The sequence below is a fragment of the Pseudescherichia sp. AS216 genome (assembly GCF_037152055.1).
In the GTDB taxonomy this organism is placed as follows: Bacteria; Pseudomonadota; Gammaproteobacteria; order Enterobacterales; family Enterobacteriaceae; genus Pseudescherichia.
In genome coordinates this window covers 1-22,231 of record NZ_JBBCMV010000006.1, presented here as the reverse complement: position 1 = coordinate 22,231, position 22,231 = coordinate 1, and the positions used below count along the sequence as shown (strand labels likewise).

Below are 22,231 nucleotides of genomic sequence, written 5' to 3'. Positions count from 1 at the left end.
AACGCTCATTTTAAACCTTGCTTCAGGCTAAGCACATTCCAGGTGTTATCTATAATAAACTCATAACGGTATTTAACGCCGTTAAGTTTATAAACCGTGTAATACTGATTACCCGGCTTTAAGTTTATATTGATGCATGTATGAGGATAAGATAAATGCACAGGATAATAACCGCTATCTGTGAGGACGGTGTCTTTTCCTGATTCGTTAAGGCCTATATGATAATCACTCAACACATCACTTTTATCAAAGCTATAGCATACTCTTTGACTATCTACTGATACGGTTCGCCATTTGCCAATATCTATTCCATGATTGCCATTACAACTACATGTCGCAACGCAACCCATTAATATCATTGAAAATTTAATAGCAGACACCCTGTAACCCTCTCATATAAATGGTTACTATAGCACCGTAAAAATAGCAAACAATTATTTAGATAATGGATGCATTCCTATGAAATATTCATTTAAATAATGAATATTATTTTGTAGGCCGGGTAAGGCGAAGCCGCCACCCGGCTTTTTTATTGCCTGCTAACGCTGTTCCGCCAGCCAGGAGAGCATCTTCAAACTTGCTGAATAATAGTCATCCTGAGCGGTAATCTGCGGCTCGCCGTTTTTCGTGCCGAGGGTGAGATCCCGCACCGCCAGCTGCCCTTCGTTCATATTATAAGGCGCGGCTTCATTAGTGGTGACGTTCACCCAGGCCGGGGTCTGGCTGCGGCTAAATTTCTGCCACCAGCTGCGCCACGGCGTTAGCAGGGCGCTGTTCGGATCCTGCCAGGCGATGTAGAGCGGAATACGTATCGCATCATAGCTCATGCGCGGCGGCCACTCTTTGGCGGGCTGCATCTTGCCATCGGCAGCCAGCGCGACCCAGTCGGTAGGCAGATTCGCTTCGCCCCAGCCCATCTTGCCCGTTAGGGTCTTCGCGTCACGGATCAGATCGCGCCACACCGTCAGGTGGCTGCGGTCGGCGAACGCCTGCCACGCCGGGAAGATGAAATAGGAGGGGTTGAGATTCACGTAGCTATTGAGGTTGAACCCCTTAGCGCCCGGCAGCATAACGCGGTAGCCCGCGAAGTTGATCACCGTGTGGCTCACCAGCGCTTTGGTGATAGCATCAGAGGCCGCACCGTAGCGCCCGTCATGCCAGCGCGCATCGGCCTTCAGGAGCGCCCAGGCGATCAGCGCGTCGCCGTCGGTGGCGTCATTTTTATCGGGGATGGGGTCCGGCTCGACCGGGTTATAGCGCCAGTAGAACAGCCCGCTATCCTTGTTCTTTAAGGTCTTCTCTGTCCAGGCCCACATCTTGTCGAAGCTGGCGCGATCGTCATTGGCTACCGCCATCAGCATGGCGAAGCCCTGCCCTTCGGTATGGGAGACGTTTTTGTTGCCGGTATCCACGATACGCCCGTCCGGCATCAGAAAGCGGGATTTGTAGGTATCCCAGGCGGTGCCTGCCTGAGCAACTGAGGCCGACAGCAGGCCTACCAGAACAACCGTCGCGGCAACTACACGCTTGACCCTCGTTAAACTCATCGTGGCTAAACTCACTGTGGCTAAATCCTCTGTGAATTGTGGTAACGGAACTGAACGTCGGTATGGGAAAACAGACGCTCGCGCTGTACGGTGACGTGTGCCCCGCCGCCCTGCGCCTGCAGCCAGCGGGCGTAAAGGCCCTCAAGTATCGCACAAAAGGCGTGGCACCAGCCCTGCCGATCGTCATCGCGTCCCAGCGGGAGCCCCTGCTGACGCAGCAGCAGACCGCTTTCGCTGGCTTCAAGATCGATAAAGCCCCAGTTGAACTGACGCAGCAGGGCGTTGATATTCGCCTCCAGCTCGCCCACCGTTTCTGAATCAGGCAGCGGAAAACGCTCGGCCAGCGCCTCGCCCATCTGGCGCAGGAAAGGCTGGCTGTCCGTCTGGCCGACGTTACGCACCATGTTGTCGATCATAATCGTCAGCAGATCGAACCAGCCCGCTGGCGTCTGCTGCTGCTGAAAGTAGCTCATCAGCGGTGAATGTTGACCATTCTGGATCATCAGTTGCCTCCTAACATATAGCGGAAGTAGAGCCCGGCGGTGCTTTCGTTATAGTTGCCGAACGTGTCATAGCCGACCTTGCCGCCTATCGTCATCTCTTTATTCACGTTGTAATCCACGCCTGCCCGCACGGTGTAGCCGACGCCGCTTTCTGAGCTGCCGCCGTAGCGATAGTCACGCGCGTAGCCGAGGTCATAGAGATCCTTCAGGAGATCCTGCGCCTCGCCGCTGGTAGGGAAGTAGTCGCTGCTGTCCTGGCTGTAGGATTGATAGCCGACCGAGCCGCCGACGTTCAGCTTCCAGTTGTCAATTTTCTGCGAGAAATCAACCGGAAGAGAGACGCTGACGTAGTTCTGTGGGCTAAAGTACCCCCCCTGGCCGTAGGTGTAGTAGCTGAGGTTTTTGGAGAAATCCATCCAGCTGACGTTCAGGCCAGTCTGTAGCGCCCGGAAGTCATCGTGATACGGACGGAGATAGACCCCGGCGCTGGCGTTCATGCTGGTGTTGCTGGCCACGTTCTCCCCGAGATAGCTGTAGCCGCCACCGTTGACATAGAAGCCCGCATCGCCGTCGTCGTAGCCCAGCTGCACGCTACCGCCGTTTTTCGTGACCCGGCCCCAGGTCTTGCCTGAATAGGCGTCCTTCATGCCGACGTAGGAGAGCAGGCTGTCGGTCACCGCCCGGCGTTCACCTTTGAAAATCAGCGTCAGGTAGTCGGTCAGCTTCGGCGACCACTGGACGCCGCCCACCAGCGTGCTCAGATCCTGCCCGAGCGGCGTCGTGCCAATATCAACCCGGTACTGTTCGCCGCTGAGCGCCATCGCCAGCTCAACACCGCTGGCCTTTTGCGATTCGGTCGAAGAGCTGATGCGGTTGTCGAGGCTCGACTTAAAGTTCGACACGCTAAGCGCCTTCAGGCGGCCCGAATCATACAGGCTGGCCAGGTTCGCCAGCCCGGCATCGGTCATCGGAGAGAGATTTTCGCCGTTGTAGTCCAGCAGATCGCTGAAGTTTGCCGCCGTGGGATCCGCTGAGTTCTCGGTATTATCAATCGACGAGGTAATGTTGCTGATGGCATTGTTGAGCGGATTGGTGCCGTAGCGACGCCATGCATCTCCCGAGGCGCTGCCCGCGCTGAGGGTGATCGGCGTGGCGGTAAACTCGAAGCGCGATTCGCCAAACGGCGAGCTGGACCACGTCAGCGGCGCTTTGGCTTCGGTCAGCTTGCTGGTACCGGATTCGCCGTCGCGACCGCGGATCTCTACCCCACCCTGCACCCACATACCGGTTTTTTGCTGCAGATCCTGCATCATCTCATCGACCTGACGCAGGGTGCGGCTCTGCACGGTTTCCATCGGCAGGTCGGTGCGTGTCGTGCCTGGCAGCGTGCTGCCCGGCTCGCGTGCCGTCTGCGCCACCTGCCACGGCAGGTTATTATCCTCGCCGTACGTTGAGCGCGATGCCATCTTGCTGTTACCCACGAACGGGTTGTCCGCCAGCAGCACACCGCCGATGGTAGGCGTTGCGGCAGCGTTGGTGGACGCCATTCCCAGCAGCTTGCCTCGGGCGCTGCGCAGGTAAGTCATCGCCTGCTGATGATTGCCTTTCGCCTCCTCCAGCCGGGCCAGGAGCAGCATGCGATCCGCTGAGCTGTCGTTGCGCAGACCGCCGGCAAGCGTCTGCGCTTTCTCGACGTTGTTCTCTGCCAGCGCCACGTCAATCGCCCCCACGCGAGCGGCCTGATCGTCGGTATCCCGGGTTATCAGGTAGTCGTAAACCACCCCGGCCTCTTTGTTCATCTTGCCGGTCTGATAGAGGCGGGCCATAGCGAACATCAGATCGGTATTCTGCGGATCGCTCTGCATCGCCCGCATCAGCTTGTCATAGGCGGCGGCATAGTTACCCTGCTCGCGCAGCTGGTCGGCCTCGTTGATCACGTAGCCGTTGCGGATCCCCGCCAGCTGCGTGGGCGTGCTGCGGGCCTGTAGTTCGGGATTGGCAAGAAAGGCCTGCGCCTCGTTGTCTAACCCGGCTTTGTTCAGGACCGTAACCTGATCGGCGTAGTCTCCGGCGTTGCCCTGCACGCCCTGGCGCAGGTTTTCCCGCACCAGCGCAACCGCGCCGCTGAGATCCCCACTCTGGGCCAGCAGCTTCGCCAGCTTGCCCGCATCCACCGGGCTTTCCGGTGGCCGATGCGTTAGGGTTTTCAGCGTGTTGGCGGCGGCAACGTTATTGCCCTGGGCCAGGTAGCGCTCGGCGGTGGCTAGCTGCAGGTTGTAGTTCACCCGCTGGGCCAGATCGCGCATCTGCCCGTTCTGGCTGGCGGGCGCAATGCGCGACAGCAGGGTTTGCGACTGCTGCCATGCCCCGTTCTCGCTGGCGAAAAGCGCTGCCGCGTAGAGCGAGCTGGCCCCCGCGCCGTTGCGCGCAACCGGTGCCATCACCGAGCTGGCTTCGTCACCGCTGCCGCTCTTTTGCAGCAGGCGGGCCAGATCGAGACGCAGCCACGGATCGTCCGGCAAGCGGCTCACGCCCTGCTGGAGGATAGCGATAGCCTGCTGGGTGTTGCCCGCTGCGGCGGCCTGCTGAGCCTGGCGGCGGATGGGATCTCCCGGCAGACCGGTGACAATGCGCGGCTGGAGCTTCGCCTGCAGGCTGGCGGGCAGCGTGCGCAGCATCGCCTGGGCCTCGTCAGACTTATTCTGCTCCCGCAGGACGTAGAAGAGGTTCTCCCTGGCGGCGGCGTTTTGCGGCTGGTCGTTTAACACCGCACGCAGAGCCTGCTCTGCCTGGGGATAGTCTTTGTTATGCCGCAGGACGTCGGCACGAAACAGCTTCGCTGCCGTGCCACGTTCGCCGCTCTGCTGAGCCAGCGGGGCAGAGAGGGCCAGCGCCTGGCTGACGTTGCCCTCTTTAAGCGCCTCCTGCGCCTCGCCGAGCTGGCCGTAGAAGGCCGCATCCTCTGCCTGGGTTTTGCGCTCCGCCGAGGCGTCGCCGCCCTGGCTGGCGGCACGGTTCAGGTATTGCGAGGCGGCTTTGTAGTCGCCGTTGCGCTGGGCGATGTAGCCCAGCCCGGCCAGGGCGTCGGCATCTTCAGGATTGGTTTGCAGCACCTGCTCAAACTGGCGCTTCGCCGAGCCGGTATCGCCGCTGTTGAGGGCGGTAAAGCCCTCGCCCTTCGCCGCACCGCCGACGTTTTTTCGGTAGTAGGCCTGCACGTCGCCATCCTGGGGGTGGCGCTGGAGGAAGTTATCGTACAGCCGTTCGTCGCCAGCCTGCGGCCCCAGCCACAGCAGCGCCTGGCGCAGGCCGTCATCTGCCTCGCGGCTGCCGCTGGCCATCGGCTCCAGCAGGGCAATGCCATCCCGGCGAGTCTCTTCCCGCCACGTTAGCATTTTACCCAGCGCGACCCGCGCCGCGTTGTCCTGCGGGTTCTCGGCAACGAAACGCTGGAGCTCCCATACCGCCTGCGGGTAGAGCGACTTGTCGCTGCCCATGGTCAGGTAGTATTCCGGGGCCAGGCTTGGCGGCGGCGTATCGCCATTAAACATGCTGCGCCAGGTTGCCAGCGCTGCCGGCACATTGCCGCTGCGCGCCTGCTGGCGGGCTAACGTCAGCTGTCCCTGAGGCACCTGCGCCAGCTGTTTGGCGTTATCCAGCGCCTGGAGTCCCGCGTCAGCGGGTGCCACGGCGGCAAGCCGGGCACGCCACTGCGCAGCGGTTTGCAGATCGCCGTTTTGCTGCGCCCAGAGCGCCATCAGATAGAGCGCCTGCGTATTGTTGGCATCCACCATCAGCACTTTCTTCAGCGACTCGCTCGCGAGATCGTCATGGGACTTCTCATGCCAGTAGTTAGCCTGGTCAAACAGCGCCTTTAACGCCGCATCGTTTGGCGCAGCCTGCGCGTGGCTTACCGCGCCGAGCGTCAGCGCGCCTGACAGGCAGAGGGTAGATAACCGGCGGGCGGTTTTAATGGTCATTGTTGTCACCCTGTTCACTCTCCATCCTGCGGATCCAGCCGCTTACGCGCCCGTTTTTTCAGTAGGGCATACAGCGCCAGCCCGACGATAATGCTGAAGCACAGCCCCAGCACCGCCAGCAGCCCGGAGTGCTGGTTGGCATACCAGATCACCATCAGGTGCATCGGCATCTCGCCGCGCGGGTACTGCGCACCGACCCGGAAGCTGCGCACGCCGTTTTCGTTGGTAATGATCGCCGCGTCGCCGCGAATGCCAGCGTTGATCTTCGGCGAGGTGAGATCGCTGTGCAGCCGCGAGAGCTGGTCGTCGCTGCTGCCGATAGCGGTCACCACCGTGCGCCCGCTGCTCCACGGCGAGCGGAAGCTGACGAAGCCGCGCCAGGCCTCGTTCGACGAGAAGTAGCGATCGGCCTCAAGGCCATCCGCATTCCAGTCCCCGGCCATCCAGCGCTGGATCTTCTGCCACTGGGTCGGCTCGCGGACGCTAAGCAGGCTGTCGTGGGCCACAAAAGGCGAGCTTTTTAACAGCTCGCGGTTGAAATCGTGCTGATCCAGCCCGGTCACCGCCAGCACGTCGCGATCCTGCAGCAGCGCCAGGTTCGATCCCGCAGTGGGTATGCCCAGCACCACGCGGTTGTGGCTCAGCGCCGTTCCGGTGGCGTTACCGGCGCGGGCCGCCATGTCCAGCAGCGTCCCGACCTGGGTTTCGCTCGGCTTCTCCGGCAGCAGCAGCACGGTTTCTGAGTAGTCTGCCAGCCGGGTGAAGGGGAACGAGGCCCCCACGAAGTAGGAGAGGTTCGGCAGCAGCGCGAAGTGGCGGGTGTGGCTCAGATCGATCCACGAGTCATCATCCACCCGGCTCTTGATGTTGTTGTTCAGCAGCACGCTGCACGGCGCACTCTCCTTCGGCACGATGTTGAAGTAGAGCGACAGCTGGTTGTCGCCGTAGATCATGTACGGCTCCAGCGGCATGTCGAACTGCTCCTGCCGCGCGTCGCCGCCCATTTTGTGCCACAGCGTCTCCAGCGCGCCCTGCTTGTTGACCGGCAGGTTGTGCAGGAAGGTGTCGTTCATGGTCATGCTCAGCCAGGAGCGATCTTCATCAATCCAGCTCTCCGACGGGAAGCGGTAGCCGATGCGCAGCGGAATGGTCTCCCCATCCCAGAGGAAAAGATCCGGCGCGGCGCGGAAGGCAACCCGCAGCGCATCGTGCCAGATCCCGTTCACGGTCATGCTCTGATCCTTGCGGATCAGCTCCGAGAGCTTCACCGGACGATCCGTGGGGATCCAGCGCGGCGCGTCGTAGGGCTTGCTGACCGGGATCGACTCGCCTTCCACCGTGACGCGTGGGGTTTGCAGGGCGAAGTTATCCCGCGTCAGACGCCAGGCCGCCGCCCGCAGGGCGCGATCGTCGCTGCCCACCACCAGCAGCAGCTTGTAGGTAGGGTTCGCCGGATTATCAATAATGCTTAGCGTCGGCCCGGTACTGAGGGGCAGAGTCAGGCCGCCGATGCGCTCGCCAGGGTGACCAACCAGAATGCCGTTCTTCTCCGGCAGGCGATCGGTAAGGGCGGCGAACGAGACGCCGCGATAGTCTGCCTGGATGCCCATCCACGAGGAGATCAACGCCGCCGCACTGATGGTGTCCGCCGTCAGCTTCGCCGGGAAGGCAAAGGCGATGGTGGCAGGCGTCATCTGCATGCTGTCAAAGAAGGGGCGCGGGAAGTGGCTAAGATCGGCGCCAATATCCAGCTGTTGGCCCTCAAGGCTAAACTTCGAGTCCGGCAGGATGGTCACGCGATACTTATCCGTGAGATCGCGCTGGCACATCATCGCGTCGCCGTCGTTGATCTTGAAGCTGATGGTATTGCTGGAGACCAGCAGCGCCGCCGGCACGTCAAGCTGGAAGCGGGAGACGTCGCTGTCGGCGGCCCCCAGCGGCACGGTGCCCAGCGGCTGGCCGTTGAGCATCAGCTGCATCGTGGCGTTACGGGTCGCCATCGCCGGGGAGACCTTGAGGTTTAGCGCCAGCTGGGCATTAGTGATCACCTGGCTCACCGGCAGGGTGAAAGCCACCCCGCCCTGCAGCTGGCCGCCGCTGAGGACAATACCCTGCGGCTGGCCCATCTGCGCCAGCGAGATGTCGCTTACCACCGACGGGATGAACGCCGCCGGGGCGGGCGTCGGGCTTGCCACCAGTGGAGGCAGATCCAGCGGCAGCAGATCGGCAGGCGTGGTCTCTTCCCCATAGAGCGGGGTAATAAACAGCGCGCTGGCCAGCAGCGCCAGAGTGGTTAAACGCCTCATACGCTGCTCTCCTCCTGCGCTGCTTTCAGCACCGCACGCTGGCGGCGGTTTTCGCGGCGAGACTTCCACGTCAGCCAGAAGAGGTCAAACACGCAGCGCATAATGGTCAGCATTGAGCGGAACGGATTGTCCTGCGGACGCGGCGGCTGGATCCACGCATCGGCGCGGGAGAGCACCACCCGCACCAGCTCGCGGCGGCGGGAGAGCGGAATATCTTCAAACATCAGGCGCACGTAGGCATCGTCGGCGGCGATGGTTTTCACCGGAATGCTGATCGCCCCCGACTGCAGCAGCAGCTCAATCTCCTCGATCTCATCGGTCAGATGACGGTCATCCGGCACCGCGACGCGGCAGCCGCCCATAGAGAGGTCAGCGGTCTCGCTGCGGGAAGAGATACCGCTGGCGTAGTGGATCAGCGCCGGGATTTTGACGTCGATACGGATTGTTTTCCGCGTCTGCCGCGTTTCCCTGGCAACGGCGATCGCCGCCAGCAGGAAGATCAGGCTATAGAGACCCCAGCCAACGTTAAGGGCGATAACCTTCGGATCGACGGCAAAGTGGTCCCAGGCGAAGGCGCGCACGATGCCCCAGACCACGGCGATCAGCAGCAGGAAGGCGATCACCAGGTGCGGGCGCACGACGCTGAAGTCAAAGTAGCCGACGTTGAGCAAGCCGCCCTTATCGGTCACGTTAAACTTGCCGCGCTTCGGGAAGAGCATAGTGACCACGGTGGGCAGCACGATATGGAACGCCAGCACCAGGTCATAGATCTCGCCCCAGAAGCTGTAGCGGTAGCGTCCGTTCAGCCGCGAGTTAAGGTAGATCGACAGGAACAGGTGCGGCAGCGCGTAGGCAAAGACCAGGCTCGCCGAGGAGTAGATGATGTTGAGGTTAAACAGCAGGTAGGCCAGCGGCGCAGTCAAAAAAATGATACGCGGGATGGCAAACTGATAGTAGAGCATTGCGCTGAGGTAGCACAGGCGCTGCTGGAACGTCAGGCCGCGACCAAACAGCGGGTTGTCGAGGCGGAAGATCTGCGTCATGCCGCGCGCCCAGCGGGTACGCTGGATGATGTGCAGCACCAGACGCTCGGTAGCAAGCCCGGCGGCCAGCGGAATATCAATAAACGCCGAGCCCCAGCCCAGGCGCTGCATTTTCAGCGCGGTATGGGCATCTTCGGTCACCGTCTCTACTGCAAAGCCGCCAATCTCCTCCAGCGCGCTACGGCGGATCACCGCACAGGAGCCGCAGAAGAAAGTGGCGTTCCAGTTATCGTTACCGCGCTGGATCGGGCCGTAGAACAGCATCCCTTCGTTAGGGATATTGCGGCCCACGGAGAGGTTGCGCTCAAAGGGATCCGGCGAGTAGAAGAAGTGCGGCGTTTGCACCAGAGCCAGCCTGGGATCCTTCAGGAAGCCGCCGACGGTGGCCTGCAGGAAGATACGGGTTGCGACGTGGTCGCAGTCGAAGACGCAGATCAGCTCGCCGTTGGTGAGCTTCATGGCGTGGTTAAGGTTGCCCGCCTTGGCGTGTGAGTTGTCGTTACGGGTGATGTACCCCACCCCAACGTCGGCGGCAAACATGGCAAACTCGCTGCGCTTGCCGTCGTCGAGGATATAAATTTTCATTTTATCCTTGGGGTAATCGATGCACTGCGCCGCCAGCACGGTGTCGCGCACCACGTCCAGCGATTCGTTATAGGTGGGCACGTAGACGTCTACGGTCGGCCACAGGTTCATATCCTCCGGCAGCGGCACGATCTCGCGCTTTAGCGGCCAGATGGTTTGCAGGTAGTTCAGCAGCAGCATGACCCAGACGTAGAGATCGGCGAGGAACAGGCCGATGCCTAAAATGGTCTCTATCTCGGAGTTAAAATGCAGGGTCTGGGTCGCGCGAAAGTAGATATAACGCGTCGACATCAGGAACGACATCACCACCATGATCACGGAGATGCTGCGCTTTTTGCTGTAGCCCATTAAAAACAGAATGCCGATGCTGATCAGGCCAAAGAGATACTGCTTCTGGCTATCCATTGGCGTGATGACCACCAGCACGGCGGCAGGCGCCAGCGCCAGGATCAAGAGATAAAACAGGAACTTTTTCATTGTTCGCCCTGGCGAAAATTAGAATCCAGACATCTTTGGCTGGGTGTGAACAGTGCCGTCGCCGACCCTCACGCCCAGAATATTGGTCACCTTTCTGGCAATCAGCTCGATATCAAATGCCGCCGCCGAGGCCGGGCTAAAATCGAAAATTGACTGCTGAGAGGCGTTGGCTTCGATCACGCTCTCATCACGATGAACCACGCCAATCAAACGCTCGCCCAGCCGCTGCTCCATAAAGGCGGTCACGTCGCGGCTGATCTGGCGACGGTTATCGCTCTGGTTCAGCACCACGTAGTAACCCGCCTTGCGGTTAAGCACGTCGCCGGTTAAACGGTTGTTTTCCACCTGCGGCAGCAGGGAGAGGGAGGCGGTATCGGCCAGCAGCGAGACCAGGTGCAGATCGGCCAGCCGTGACAGCGCTTTTAGCGCAGGCGAGGGGCCGGGCGGGAAATCGGCAATGATAATCAGCCCAGGGTAGTTAAGCAGGGTGCTCAGACCGCGCAGCAGGAAGTGCTCATCCTGTACCAGACGCGCTTCAAAGGCCTCGCGCTGTGGCTCGGTCGCATCGCCGTAGGGCAGAACAAAGATGTTGCCGCCCGCCGAGAGCACAAACTGGCTCCAGTCGGGGGATTCAGCTGCTTTCGCGACGAAGCCGCGGCCGTCAGAGAGCGGGACACCGAAGTGCAGGCGCAGCGCATTCTGCACGTCAAAATCAATCGCCAGCACTTTATTGCCCGCGCGCGACAGCGCATAGGCCAGATTCGCCGTCATGGTTGTTTTTCCCACCCCACCCTTCGGGGAACAGACACAGATCAACGGCATGAAGCGATCCTTTCTAACAGCGATTTCAACGGCTGGTTTTTTTCAACGGCGGGCTTTGTCTCTGCGGCTTTGGGCGCAAAAAGCTGCGAGAAATTCACGGGTGCGGCGACGGCGGGCGCAGCGGGTGCGGGAGCCGGCGTCGACGCGGGCATCGGCACAGGTTCGGCTGCCGGGATCGGTGCCGCAGGGGCAAATGCCGGGGCAGCGGGCGGCGTAGCCAGCTGGGCCGCAACGCTCTGGAAAATCGCTGGCGCAGCGTCAGGTAGCTGAGCCGGGGCGAGCGCCGCTGGCGCAGCAAACGGCTGCTCTTTCAGGGCAAAGGTATCCGCATCAACGGACTGCGGAACGGGCAGCGAGACATGGCTGCCCATCGCCAGCGTGGACGCTTCGGTCGCGGGAGAGAGCTGGTTGATAATGGCCCAGTTGCCGTAGTCATGCGCGAGGTTTTGCGACGAGAAATCTTTAAAATCGTGTTGCTGTGTGTGAGTCTTGTCTTTAAACCTCTGCAAATCATCATAATTATTCATATCTATACTCATGATTTACAAACAAAAAAGCCCCACCACCATATTGACCAACGTGGCTATTCATCTGTAAGGGTCTCGAATTTTATTATGTGTTGATACAGGAGCCGCTAGCCGTCTTCCGTATGTTTGATTATTACGTCTTTATATGACTGCTCTACGACTTTCGGCCTATTTACAGCAGTAATATAAAGATTTGCGGGACACATGCTATCTGTTTTTGCCGCAAAAAACAGCAAAGCTTTAAATAGCGAATAAACAGCAATCAGTTGGAATATAATGCTAATTAAAAACAAATTAGACTTTTAACAGGGGTTATTTAGCGCTTAATTTCAGCGTAACAGGTTGAATAAGATAGTTCTTAATTTAATAAAAAGTTACCGTATGAAATATTTAGAAATACTTTAACGCAGGGCGCTACGCTTATCAGGGCTACGTCGCTTCGGTTTTTAAGGAATAAAAAACCGGAGGCCAGGCTCCGGTTTTTAGGATGGGTAAAGCAGAGGGTCTCAGAGAGGATTAACCGGCTTCTCGCCGTTCTCATCCTGATCCACCGCGAAGCAGGCCACCAGCTGGCCACCGTACGATTTCAACTGCGGCTGAAGCTGGGTGCAGGGACCAAAGCGACGGCGGCAGCGGGCGCTGAAGGCACAGCCCGGCGGCGGATTCAGCGGGCTAGGCAGCTCACCGGTCAGCTTGATACGCTCCCGACGATCGTCCGGGTTCAGACGCGGCGTCGCAGAGAGCAGCGCCTGGGTATAGGGATGACGCGGATTGCTGAAAATCTGCTCCTTGGTGCCCTTCTCTACGCAGCGGCCGAGGTACATCACCATCACTTCATCGGCAATGTGCTCTACCACTGACAGATCGTGGGAGATAAAGACGTAGGAGAGCCCCAGGTCCTGCTGCAGATCCATCATCAGGTTCAGCACCTGCGCACGCACGGAGACGTCGAGCGCCGATACCGGCTCATCGGCAATTACTACGTCCGGATCGAGCATCAGGCCGCGGGCAATCGCAATACGCTGACGCTGGCCGCCGGAGAACATGTGCGGGTAGCGATCGTAATGCTCGGTCTTCAGCCCCACCTTCGCCATCATCGACAGCGCTTTTTCACGCAGCTCTGCTTTGCTGAGGTTGCTGTTAATCTGCAGCGGCTCTTCCAGGATCTGGCCCACTTTTTTACGCGGGTTCAACGAACCGTAGGGGTTCTGGAAGACAATCTGAATCTTCTGCCGGCGCAGCTTCTGCGCCTGCGGATCGTGCTTAAGCAGATCCTGACCCTGATAGTAGAGCTCACCGCCGGTGGGCGTCTCAATCATGGTCAGCAGACGGCCGAGCGTGGATTTACCACAGCCGGATTCGCCCACCACCGCGAGGGTTTTCCCGCGTTCGAGAGAGAACGATACGCCGTCCAGGGCTTTTACCAGGCGCTCGGGGGCAAACAGCCCTTTCTTCACCGGGTAGTGTTTTTTCAGGTCAATAGCCTGTAACAGCACAGGGGTTGTGGCCTCATGCGTACTCATAGTTAGGCCTCCCGGCATCATCGAGTGGATAGTGACATTTTGAGCGACGTCCGTTGTCCACCAGGTTCAAGCCTGGCTCTTCGACGCGGCATTTATCCGTAGCATACGGGCAGCGCGGATTGAGCAGGCAGCCGGTCGGGCGATCGTATTTACCCGGCACCACGCCCGGCAGCGAGGCCAGACGGGCTTTGTCCTGAGCAAACTCAGGCAGCGCACGCAGCAGCGCCTGAGTGTAGGGGTGACGCGGCGCACGGAAGATCTCGTGCGAACTGCCAGACTCGACGACCTGCCCCGCATACATCACGATGATTTTGTGTGCGGCTTCGGCCACCAGCGCCAGATCGTGAGTGATCAGGATCAGCGCCATGTTCTCTTTCTGCTGCAGCTCCAGCAGCAGCTCGATGATCTGCGCCTGGATAGTCACGTCCAGCGCGGTGGTCGGTTCATCGGCAATCAGCAGCTTCGGCTGGCAAGCGATAGCCATCGCAATCATCACGCGCTGGCTCATCCCGCCGGAGAGCTGGTGCGGATAGACGTCAAGACGCGACGCCGGGTCCGGGATGCCCACCTGGTTCAGCAGGTCGATTGCCCGCTGGCGACGGGTGCGCTTGCTGCCGCCCTGATGCACCTTAATGGCTTCCATAATCTGAAAGCCAACCGTGTAGCACGGGTTAAGGCTGGTCATCGGGTCCTGGAAGATCATTGCGACGTCGGCACCCACCAGGTTACGACGCTCTTTTTCCGAGATGCGCTTCAGGTCCTGACCGTTAAACTCCAGCTTCTCTGCCATCACCCGGCCTGGGTAGTCAATCAGGCCCATAATCGCCAGCGAGCTGACGGATTTACCAGAGCCAGACTCCCCGACAATGCCCACCACTTCGCCCTGCTCAACGCTGTAGCTTATGCGGTCTACGGCACGGAACGGTGTCCCTTCGTCGCCGAAGTGCACCGACAGTTGATCAATATTCAATAACGCCATTCTCGTGCCTCTTACTGCTTCAGTTTGGGATCGAGCGCATCACGCAGACCGTCACCCATCAGGTTAAATGCCAGCACCGTCAGCAGGATCGCCAGACCTGGGAAGGTCACGACCCACCAGGCACTCTGTGCGAACTGCAATACGTCGGAGAGCATGGTGCCCCACTCCGGCGTTGGCGGCTGCGCACCCATGCCAAGGAAGCCAAGGGCGGCCATATCGAGAATGGCGTTAGAGAAGCCGAGCGACGCCTGAACGATCAGCGGTGCAAGGCAGTTGGGTAAAATATTGATGAACATCTGACGCATCGCCCCCGCCCCCGCCACGCGCGAGGCGGTAACGTAGTCGCGGTTGACCTCAACCAGCACGGCGGCACGCGTTAAGCGCACGTAGTGCGGTAGCGCCACGAAGGTCAGCGCCAGCGAGGCGTTGACTATCGACGGGCCGAAGATAGCCACCAGCACCAGCGCCAGCAGCAGGCTCGGCAGCGCCAGCATGATATCGACGATGCGCATGATGATGTTATCAACGAGACCGCCGAAGTAGCCCGCCACCAGCCCGAGCACGACGCCCATGATCAGCGACAGGACCACCACCAGACAGCCCACCAGCAGCGACAGGCGTGCGCCATACATCAGGCGCGACATGACATCGCGGCCCACGTCGTCGGTGCCGAGAATATGCGCCAGACTGCCCCCGTCCTGCCATGCAGGCGGTGCCAGCAGCGCGTCACGGAACTGATCCGCCGGGTTGTAAGGCGCAATCCAGTTGGCAAAAACGGCAATAATCAGCACCACCACCACGTACACCAGGCCCACGACCGCGCCTTTGTTGCGTTTGAAGTAGTGCCAGAACTCCTGCAGCGGCGTCATTGGCACCGGTGCGGAGACAACTTTATCTTGAGTAACTTGTGACATGATGGCCCCTTACTTCTTATGCCGAATACGCGGGTTCACCACGCCATAGAGCAGATCGACCAGCAGGTTGACGAGGATGATCATCGTCGCTACCAGCAGTACCCCACCCTGCACCACCGGATAGTCGCGGCGTTGCAGCGCGTCAATCAGCCAGCGGCCCAGCCCCGGCCAGGAGAAGATGGTTTCGGTCAGGATCGCCCCGGCCAGCATCGTGCCCACCTGCAGACCGATAACGGTCACCACCGGCAGCATAGCGTTACGCAGGGCGTGAACAATAATCACGCGCATGCGGGTCAGGCCCTTGGCGCGGGCGGTACGGATGTAATCTTCACCCAGCACCTCCAGCATCGCTGAACGGGTCATACGGACAATCACCGCCAGCGGGATAGTGCCGAGAACCACCGCAGGCAGGATCATATGCGCCAGCGCATCGATAAAGTTGCCCTCTTCACCCCAAATGGCGGTGTCGATCAGCATAAAGCCGGTGAGCGGATTGCTGTCGTCGAGGAACACCATATCGCTGACGCGCCCCGAGACGGGGGTCAGGTTGAGCTGCACCGAGACCAGCATGATCAGCATCATGCCCCACCAGAAGATCGGCATGGAGTAGCCGGTCAGGGCCAGGCCCACTGCGGTGTGGTCAAAAATGGAACCGCGCTTCACGGCGGCGAGAACGCCCACCGGGATACCGACGGCCACGGCAAAAATCATGGCGCAGACACCGAGCTCCAGCGTCGCTTGAAAACGCGGCACGAACTCTTCCCACACCGGAAGACGGCTTTTCAATGAAATCCCTAAGTCGCCGTGCAGAACGCCCCAAACGTAGTTGACGTACTGCTGCCACAGCGGCTTGTTGAGGCCCAGCTCAGCCAACAGCTGCGCATGGCGCTCGGGGGAGATACCACGCTCACCCGCCATGATCATCACCGGGTCACCGGGGATCATATGGACAAAGGCAAAAGTGAGAAGGGTGATACCGATAAACGTCGGAATAACTAATCCCAGACGTCGGAGGATGAACTGCAACATAACCCGGATTCTCTCTGATGACGCACGCCCAGTGACGTGACGTCTGTATTGCTCACAAATCTAACGCCGGGTGGCGCTACGCTTACCCGGCCTACACTCGTAGGCCCGCGCAAGCGTAGCGCCGCCGGGCATGGGGTGCAGTCGCACCCCTTACGCTTTTTATTATTCGACAGACACGTTTTCGAAGTGGTGTTTGCCTAATGGATCAACAACGTAGCCTTTCACCTCTTTACGCACTGGCTCGTACACGGTGGAGTGAGCAATGATCAGCGCCGGAGCCTGATCGTGCATCACCACCTGAGCCTGTTTGTAGAGCTCGATACGCTTGTTGTGATCGTCCGCAGCGCGTGCCGGCTGGATCAGATCTTCAAACGGCTTGTAGCACCAGCGAGAGTAGTTAGAACCCTGTTTTGCTGCATCGCAGCTGAACAGGGTGGCGAAGAAGTTGTCCGGATCCCCATTGTCCCCGGTCCAGCCCATCATCACGGCCTGGTGCTCGCCTGCTTTAGCACGCTTCAGGTACTCGCCCCACTCGTAGGTAACAATTTTGGCCTGCACGCCGATCTTCGCCCAGTCAGCCTGAATCATCTCAGCCATACGGCGAGCGTTCGGGTTGTACGGACGCTGTACCGGCATCGCCCACAGCTCAACGGTGAAGCCTTTATCCTGACCGGCCTCTTTCAGCAGCTGCTTCGCCTTCTCAACGTCGTAAGTATAATCCTTAACGTCGTCGTTATAGCCCCACATGGTCGGCGGGATCAGGTTTTTCGCTGCGGTGCCCGCGCCCTGGTAAACGGCCTTGATGATCGCCTCTTTGTTGACCGCATAGGTCAGCGCCTGGCGTACTTTCACGTCATCAAACGGTTTTTTCTCGGTGTTGAAAGAGAGGTAGCCCACGTTCAGGCCCGCCTGCTCCATCAGGTTCAGGTTTTTATCCTGCTTCATACGCGCGATGTCAGCCGGGTTCGGATACGGCATGACCTGGCACTCGTTTTTCTGCAGTTTTGCATAGCGTACAGAGGCGTCAGGCGTGATGGAGAAGACCAGACGGTCGATCTGCGGCTTGGTGCCCCAGAAGCCTTCAAACGCTTTGTACAGGATGCGGGAGTCTTTCTGGTATTGCAGCAGCTGGAACGGACCGGTACCGATTGGGTTGAGGTCCACTTTCTCCGGCGTGCCGGCTTTCAGCATGTTATCTGCATACTCTTTGGACATGATAGAGGCGAAGTCCATCGCCAGGTCAGCCAGGAACGGTGCTTCCGGACGCGAGAGAATAAACTGAACGGTATGATCGTCCACTTTTTTCACTTCGCTAATCAGGTCCGGCAGGCCCATGCCTTCGAAGTATTCGTAGCTGCCGCCAGAGATTTTATGGTACGGATTGTTCGCGTTTTTCTGACGGTCGAAGGAGAACACGACGTCGTCGGCGTTAAGCTCACGCGTCGGTTTAAACTCTTTGTTGTCCTGCCATTTTACGCCCTGACGCAGATGGAAGGTGTAGGTCTTCCCGTCTTCGCTGACGTCCCACTTCTCAGCGAGGCCCGGGATAACTTCGGTGGTACCGATTTTGAACTCAACCAGACGGTTATAGATAGGTACTGAGCTGGCATCGTAGGTTGTACCAGACGTAAAGAGCTGCGGGTTAAACCCCTCCGGCGAGCCTTCAGAACAGTAAACCAGGGTTTTTGCCTGCACACTTGCTGCGACAGTCAGAGCCACCAGGCTGAGACCAAGCTTCAGCATCCCTGACTTCTTCAAGGAAATACTCATTATTCTGCTCCAATGTGATATGTGTTGTTTACCCGTTGCAGCGGGTATAACCGACAAACCTTTATTTATTTTTTACCGGTCTGGTCGGCGGTGCCCAAAGGCAGCTTAAGGGGAGGTGATTCCTTTCAAAAGGTTGACTGAGTTGCAGTGCAGATTCTCCGTGAAATGCCCCTCATGCCCTACAATCTGTCAACAGAATGTCAAAACGTCAATACAGGTAACCGGGTTTTACATCGAAGGTGAGAATTGACAAACAAAGCGTAAAAAAAGCGCAATCCGCTATTTCCAGCAGAGAAATTTGTGCTATGGCCTGGATGGCAGGACGATCAACTCCTCAGACCATTTGAACCAGCGTTTTACATTAGTGAATATTGTGAAAAAATTCTGACAGGATGATGAATATGTGAGCGATTAATACCGCGAACGTTAAAACGCACAGCGGAAAATGCTGAGTTAGCCATAAGCAACGCGAAAAAAGATTCATCTATGTATAAATAAATACAATGGAATATGTCACAAAACGGTGACGTCTCGGTACAAAAAATGGCAGCCTGGCCCCGCCTGGTACGCTCTCTTTTTCCCCGCCCTGCCCCAAAAGCAGACTGAACAGCGCCCATTTGATTAGCGTGCTATTAGTTACATTTTAAATTACTTTGTCAGAAGAGATGAATTTATCATCCGCACATCTGTTTCTGGGAGAGCAAATGGCGATGATAAATAACTTTAATACGGTAGCAAAACCGGGCGGTAACCTCTGCAATCTGGCGTGTGACTACTGCTTCTATCTTGAAAACAGCGTGCCGCGTAGCGCCTGCGCCATAATGGATGATGCTACGCTGGAAGCCTATATCCATAACACTATTGCCTCGACGCCGTCGCAGGAGGTGGCGTTTTGCTGGCAGGGCGGTGAGCCAACGTTATGCGGGATCGGCTTCTTTGAAAAGGTCATTGCATTTCAACAACGCCACGCTAGTAACAAAACTATTCATAATAGTCTGCAAACCAATGGCGTATTGCTTAATGACGCGTGGGCGCTATTTCTCAAAGAGCATAGGTTTCTGGTGGGTCTCTCTGTCGATGGTCCCCCTTCTATCCACAATACCTGGCGTAAAACAGGCTCAGGAAAACCCACCTACTCAAAGGTCGTTCGCGCCATTCGCTGCCTGCAAAAACATGACGTGCCAATCAATGCCATGGTGGTGGTCAGCCAACGCGCTGAAGCGCAGGGTAAATCGGTCTACCGCTGGCTAACCCAGGAGCTTAACCTCCGTCATATTCAATTTATTCCGCTCGTTGAACCTCATACCGCCTGGGCAGTAAGTCCTGCAGGCTGGGGGCTGTTTCTGCGCGACGCCTTTGATGAGTGGCTAACAAAAGACGTTGGCGAGGTGTTTGTCCAGTTTTTCGATAACCTTCTTGGCGTCTGGATCGGAGAGCCTGCCACGCTCTGCACTATGCAACCTACCTGCGGACAAAGTTTATTAGTCGAGAAAAATGGCGATGTGTATAGCTGCGATCACTATGTCTCCCCGAAATATAAGCTCGGCAATTTAACCCAGGACTCCATGTTGGCATTAGCCAACTCGCCTTTTCAGCAGCGTTTCGGACAGGAAAAAGCCCGCCTCTCTGCACGCTGTATAGCCTGCCAGTGGCGTTTTGCCTGCTATGGCGGCTGCCCTAAGCATCGGGTTATTTCGCACGATAACGAAGCGCAAAACTACCTGTGCGCCGGCTATTTAGCCTTTTTTCGCCATATTACCCCCTATATGAACGTAATGAGAAAGCTTCTGCTTAATCATCAACCTCCTGCGTGGGTGATGGATAACGTCCCGGAGATCCGGGAACAGGTCAAAAAATTAATGGAGCTTGAGAAGTGAAACCTAAAAATGAAATTAATGAGAATCGTCGCGATCTATTAAAAGGGCTAGGCATTGCCGCTGTTGCCAGCCTGCTACCGGAAACAGGGCGTGCTGCCCAGACCTGTACCGCCCCAAAGGCCGCCTGGGATGTGCCTTTTACAGGAAAAATTCCCGACGCCGTTCCGCAGGGCTATAACATATTATTGATCACCTGCGATCAGGAGCGTTTTTTTGATCGCTACCCTTTCCCGGTACCCGGACGCGAAAGGCTGATGAAAACCGGGGTGGTTTTCACCAATCATCAGAATAGCGCTAACGTCTGCACCCCATCACGCTCCGTAATGTACACGGGCCTGCATATGCCGCAGACCCGCATGTTTGATAATCTTGGCTTCCCGTGGATGAATTACGATCTTGACCCTAAACTGCGCACGGTAGGGCATATGATGCGGGAGCTGGGTTATTACTCGGCTTATAAAGGCAAGTGGCACCTCACCCAGGAAATTGACCACCCTGTGGCAGGCAAACCGGAAGAGGAGGTGAATATAGGTGATATCCCGACGCCTCGCTTGCACCAAATTATGGATGGGTACGGATTTTCTGACTATCACGGGATAGGCGATCTTATTGGTAAAAGTAAAGGCGGGTATTTCTTTGATTCGGTGACAACCGGGCAGTCTATAAGCTGGTTACGCAATACCGGCAGGCCGCTTAACGACCAGCAAAAACCCTGGTTTGCGGCCATAAACCTGGTTAACCCGCACGACGTTATGTTTATAGATACCGACGAACCCGGAGATAAAGTGCAGTGGAAAGGCCCCCTGGATAACGAAGACCATAGTCTGCATCCAACCCAGCCGCCGCATAACCAAATCTATCAGCAGAGCTGGGGGAACTATCCGCTGCCTGCAAACCGCCATCAGGCGCTGGATGAGCCAGGAAGACCCTCGGCGCATAAAGAGTACCAGCAGGCGAGAGCGGCAATGGAAGGGCAATTTCCTGACGAAGATCGCCGCTGGCGTAAATTGCTGGATTACTATTTCAACTGTATTCGTGACAATGACCAACATCTTGAGGCCATTCTCAACGAGCTGGATAATCTCGCCTTAACGAATAAAACCGTTATTGTGTTTACCGCCGATCATGGGGAGCTGGGCGGTGCACACCAGATGCACGGTAAAGGCTCTTCGGTCTATAAAGAGCAGGTGCATGTGCCCATGATAATCCGCCATCCTGCTTATCCTGGAAATGTGCGTTGCAACAGCTTAACAAGTCATCTGGATCTAGTGCCGACGCTGGTGGGTCTGACCGGGTGTGATACATCACTGCGCGATAAAGTGCTGGCTGGCAGAAAGGGGCACGACATGAGCGCGCTGTTGTCACAACCAACACAAGCGAGCCTGCATGCGCTTCGCTCTGGCGCGCTCTATTGCTATGGGATGATCCTGTATATGGATGCCAAATATACCGCGACGTTCCGGGCGCTAAAAGCTAAGAACCTCCCCCATGACCAATTTAAAAAAGAGATGGCTAACGTTCATCCCGACTTTGAACATCGCTCCGGTATAAGAATGATTAACGACGGGCACTATAAATTTGCCCGCTATTTTTCGCTCAAGCAGCATAACTCACCGAAAACAGTGCATGAGCTACTGGCCAATAATGACGTTGAGTTATTCGATACGGTTAACGATCCTGATGAAAATAATAATCTGGCAAAAGACCCAGAAAAATATCAGGCGCTGATCATGGCAATGAATGAGAAGCTGAACCGGTTAATTGCCGATGAGATAGGCAATGATAATGGAAGCTATATACCACCCTTTGACGGTAATCGCTGGGATCTGACGGCCTCCGAGATGCACCAGTATATGCGGGATTAACGCTACGCCTGCCGGGCCAACAAAACGTGCATAATGCAGACCAGAGCTATGGGATACACAAAATCATTCGCGCTGTATCGCGGCGGCAAGGGAACGAATCCCGATGAGCTTACTGTAGTAAGTGATTCGGGTGAGTGAGCGCAGCCAACAAAGAGACAGCGTGAAGGATGAAGTGTATCCGGTGATAGAGGATGACTCGTCACTGTGTGACTCGCCCTGCGGGTCGTTGCTAAAGCAACGCTCTCTCGCTGCGCTCGAGTCGAACCTCCTTGCCCCCGGAGGTTCTCATCCTCTCAGGCACAGATGCAAAAAAGCCTGCTCTAAGAGCAGGCTTTTCAAATTTGGTCGGTGATAGAGGATTACTCGTCACTCCGTGACTCGCCCTGCGGGTCGTTGCTAAAGCAACGCTCTCTCGCTGCGCTCGAGTCGAACCTCCTTGCCCCCGGAGGTTCTCATCCTCTCAGGCACAGATGCAAAAAAGCCT

Annotated in this window: 15 protein-coding genes and 2 other RNA genes; 2 read left to right on the top strand and 15 right to left on the bottom strand. The window is 57.6% G+C overall.

Features of this window, described 5'->3' with window-relative positions; genetic code table 11:
* Positions 1-5 precede the first annotated feature (5 nt).
* From WFN61_RS17015 to dppA, 13 genes are all read right to left on the bottom strand, one after another.
* Positions 6-380, bottom strand: a complete 375-nt coding sequence (locus WFN61_RS17015) for a hypothetical protein (protein WP_257758756.1) — start codon at positions 378-380, stop codon at positions 6-8.
* A 159-nt stretch (positions 381-539) separates the two neighbouring features.
* A complete protein-coding gene (locus WFN61_RS17010; protein WP_312235037.1) occupies positions 540-1,547 on the bottom strand; it encodes a glycosyl hydrolase family 8 in 1,008 nt (335 codons plus the stop codon).
* A 20-nt stretch (positions 1,548-1,567) separates the two neighbouring features.
* Positions 1,568-2,050: a cellulose biosynthesis protein BcsD gene (gene bcsD / locus WFN61_RS17005; protein WP_144817938.1), complete on the bottom strand. Its 483-nt coding sequence runs from the start codon at positions 2,048-2,050 to the stop codon at positions 1,568-1,570.
* Positions 2,050-6,030 (bottom strand): cellulose biosynthesis protein BcsC, encoded by a 3,981-nt coding sequence (locus WFN61_RS17000; RefSeq protein WP_337038979.1) that lies wholly within the window; start codon positions 6,028-6,030, stop codon positions 2,050-2,052. The genes bcsD and WFN61_RS17000 overlap by 1 nt, the downstream gene beginning before the upstream one ends.
* Positions 6,031-6,044: 14 nt before the next feature.
* On the bottom strand, positions 6,045-8,336 hold the full coding sequence (gene bcsB, locus WFN61_RS16995) for a cellulose biosynthesis cyclic di-GMP-binding regulatory protein BcsB (protein ID WP_337038978.1): 2,292 nt from the start codon (positions 8,334-8,336) through the stop codon (positions 6,045-6,047).
* Positions 8,333-10,441 carry a UDP-forming cellulose synthase catalytic subunit gene (gene bcsA, locus WFN61_RS16990; RefSeq protein WP_144817935.1) on the bottom strand — a complete coding sequence of 703 codons (2,109 nt, stop codon included), beginning with the start codon at positions 10,439-10,441 and terminating at the stop codon, positions 8,333-8,335. The genes bcsB and bcsA overlap by 4 nt, the downstream gene beginning before the upstream one ends.
* An 18-nt stretch (positions 10,442-10,459) precedes the next feature.
* Entirely contained in the window at positions 10,460-11,263 is an 804-nt protein-coding gene (gene bcsQ / locus WFN61_RS16985) for a cellulose biosynthesis protein BcsQ (protein WP_337038977.1), read from the bottom strand.
* The gene (bcsO, locus tag WFN61_RS16980; protein ID WP_337038976.1) at positions 11,254-11,790 is read right to left on the bottom strand and encodes a cellulose biosynthesis protein BcsO; all 537 of its coding nucleotides are present in this window, start codon (positions 11,788-11,790) and stop codon (positions 11,254-11,256) included. Before bcsO ends, bcsQ begins: the two co-directional genes overlap by 10 nt.
* A gap of 506 nt (positions 11,791-12,296) precedes the next feature.
* The gene (gene dppF, locus WFN61_RS16975; protein WP_144817932.1) at positions 12,297-13,313 is read right to left on the bottom strand and encodes a dipeptide ABC transporter ATP-binding subunit DppF; all 1,017 of its coding nucleotides are present in this window, start codon (positions 13,311-13,313) and stop codon (positions 12,297-12,299) included.
* Positions 13,300-14,292 (bottom strand): dipeptide ABC transporter ATP-binding protein, encoded by a 993-nt coding sequence (gene dppD, locus WFN61_RS16970; RefSeq protein WP_222889283.1) that lies wholly within the window; start codon positions 14,290-14,292, stop codon positions 13,300-13,302. Before dppD ends, dppF begins: the two co-directional genes overlap by 14 nt.
* An 11-nt stretch (positions 14,293-14,303) precedes the next feature.
* Positions 14,304-15,206: a dipeptide ABC transporter permease DppC gene (gene dppC / locus WFN61_RS16965; RefSeq protein ID WP_312283247.1), complete on the bottom strand. Its 903-nt coding sequence runs from the start codon at positions 15,204-15,206 to the stop codon at positions 14,304-14,306.
* Between the two features lie 9 nt (positions 15,207-15,215).
* Positions 15,216-16,235: a dipeptide ABC transporter permease DppB gene (gene dppB, locus WFN61_RS16960; RefSeq protein ID WP_103820436.1), complete on the bottom strand. Its 1,020-nt coding sequence runs from the start codon at positions 16,233-16,235 to the stop codon at positions 15,216-15,218.
* Between the two features lie 162 nt (positions 16,236-16,397).
* Positions 16,398-18,005 carry a dipeptide ABC transporter periplasmic-binding protein DppA gene (gene dppA / locus WFN61_RS16955; protein WP_312174427.1) on the bottom strand — a complete coding sequence of 536 codons (1,608 nt, stop codon included), beginning with the start codon at positions 18,003-18,005 and terminating at the stop codon, positions 16,398-16,400.
* Positions 18,006-18,715: 710 nt separating this feature from the next.
* On the opposite strand from dppA, the gene WFN61_RS16950 reads away from it, so the two are divergent.
* Both WFN61_RS16950 and WFN61_RS16945 read left to right on the top strand, forming a co-directional pair.
* On the top strand, positions 18,716-19,882 hold the full coding sequence (locus tag WFN61_RS16950) for an anaerobic sulfatase maturase (protein ID WP_144818085.1): 1,167 nt from the start codon (positions 18,716-18,718) through the stop codon (positions 19,880-19,882).
* Complete coding sequence (locus tag WFN61_RS16945) at positions 19,879-21,747, top strand: sulfatase-like hydrolase/transferase (RefSeq protein WP_337038975.1); 1,869 nt, start codon at positions 19,879-19,881, stop codon at positions 21,745-21,747. The genes WFN61_RS16950 and WFN61_RS16945 overlap by 4 nt, the downstream gene beginning before the upstream one ends.
* Before the next feature lie 175 nt (positions 21,748-21,922).
* Here the strand turns inward: WFN61_RS16945 and WFN61_RS16940 are convergent.
* A non-coding RNA gene (locus tag WFN61_RS16940) (RtT sRNA) lies at positions 21,923-22,057 on the bottom strand.
* A 32-nt stretch (positions 22,058-22,089) separates the two neighbouring features.
* Positions 22,090-22,224: non-coding RNA, RtT sRNA (locus WFN61_RS16935), on the bottom strand.
* Between the last annotated feature and the right edge of the window lie 7 nt (positions 22,225-22,231).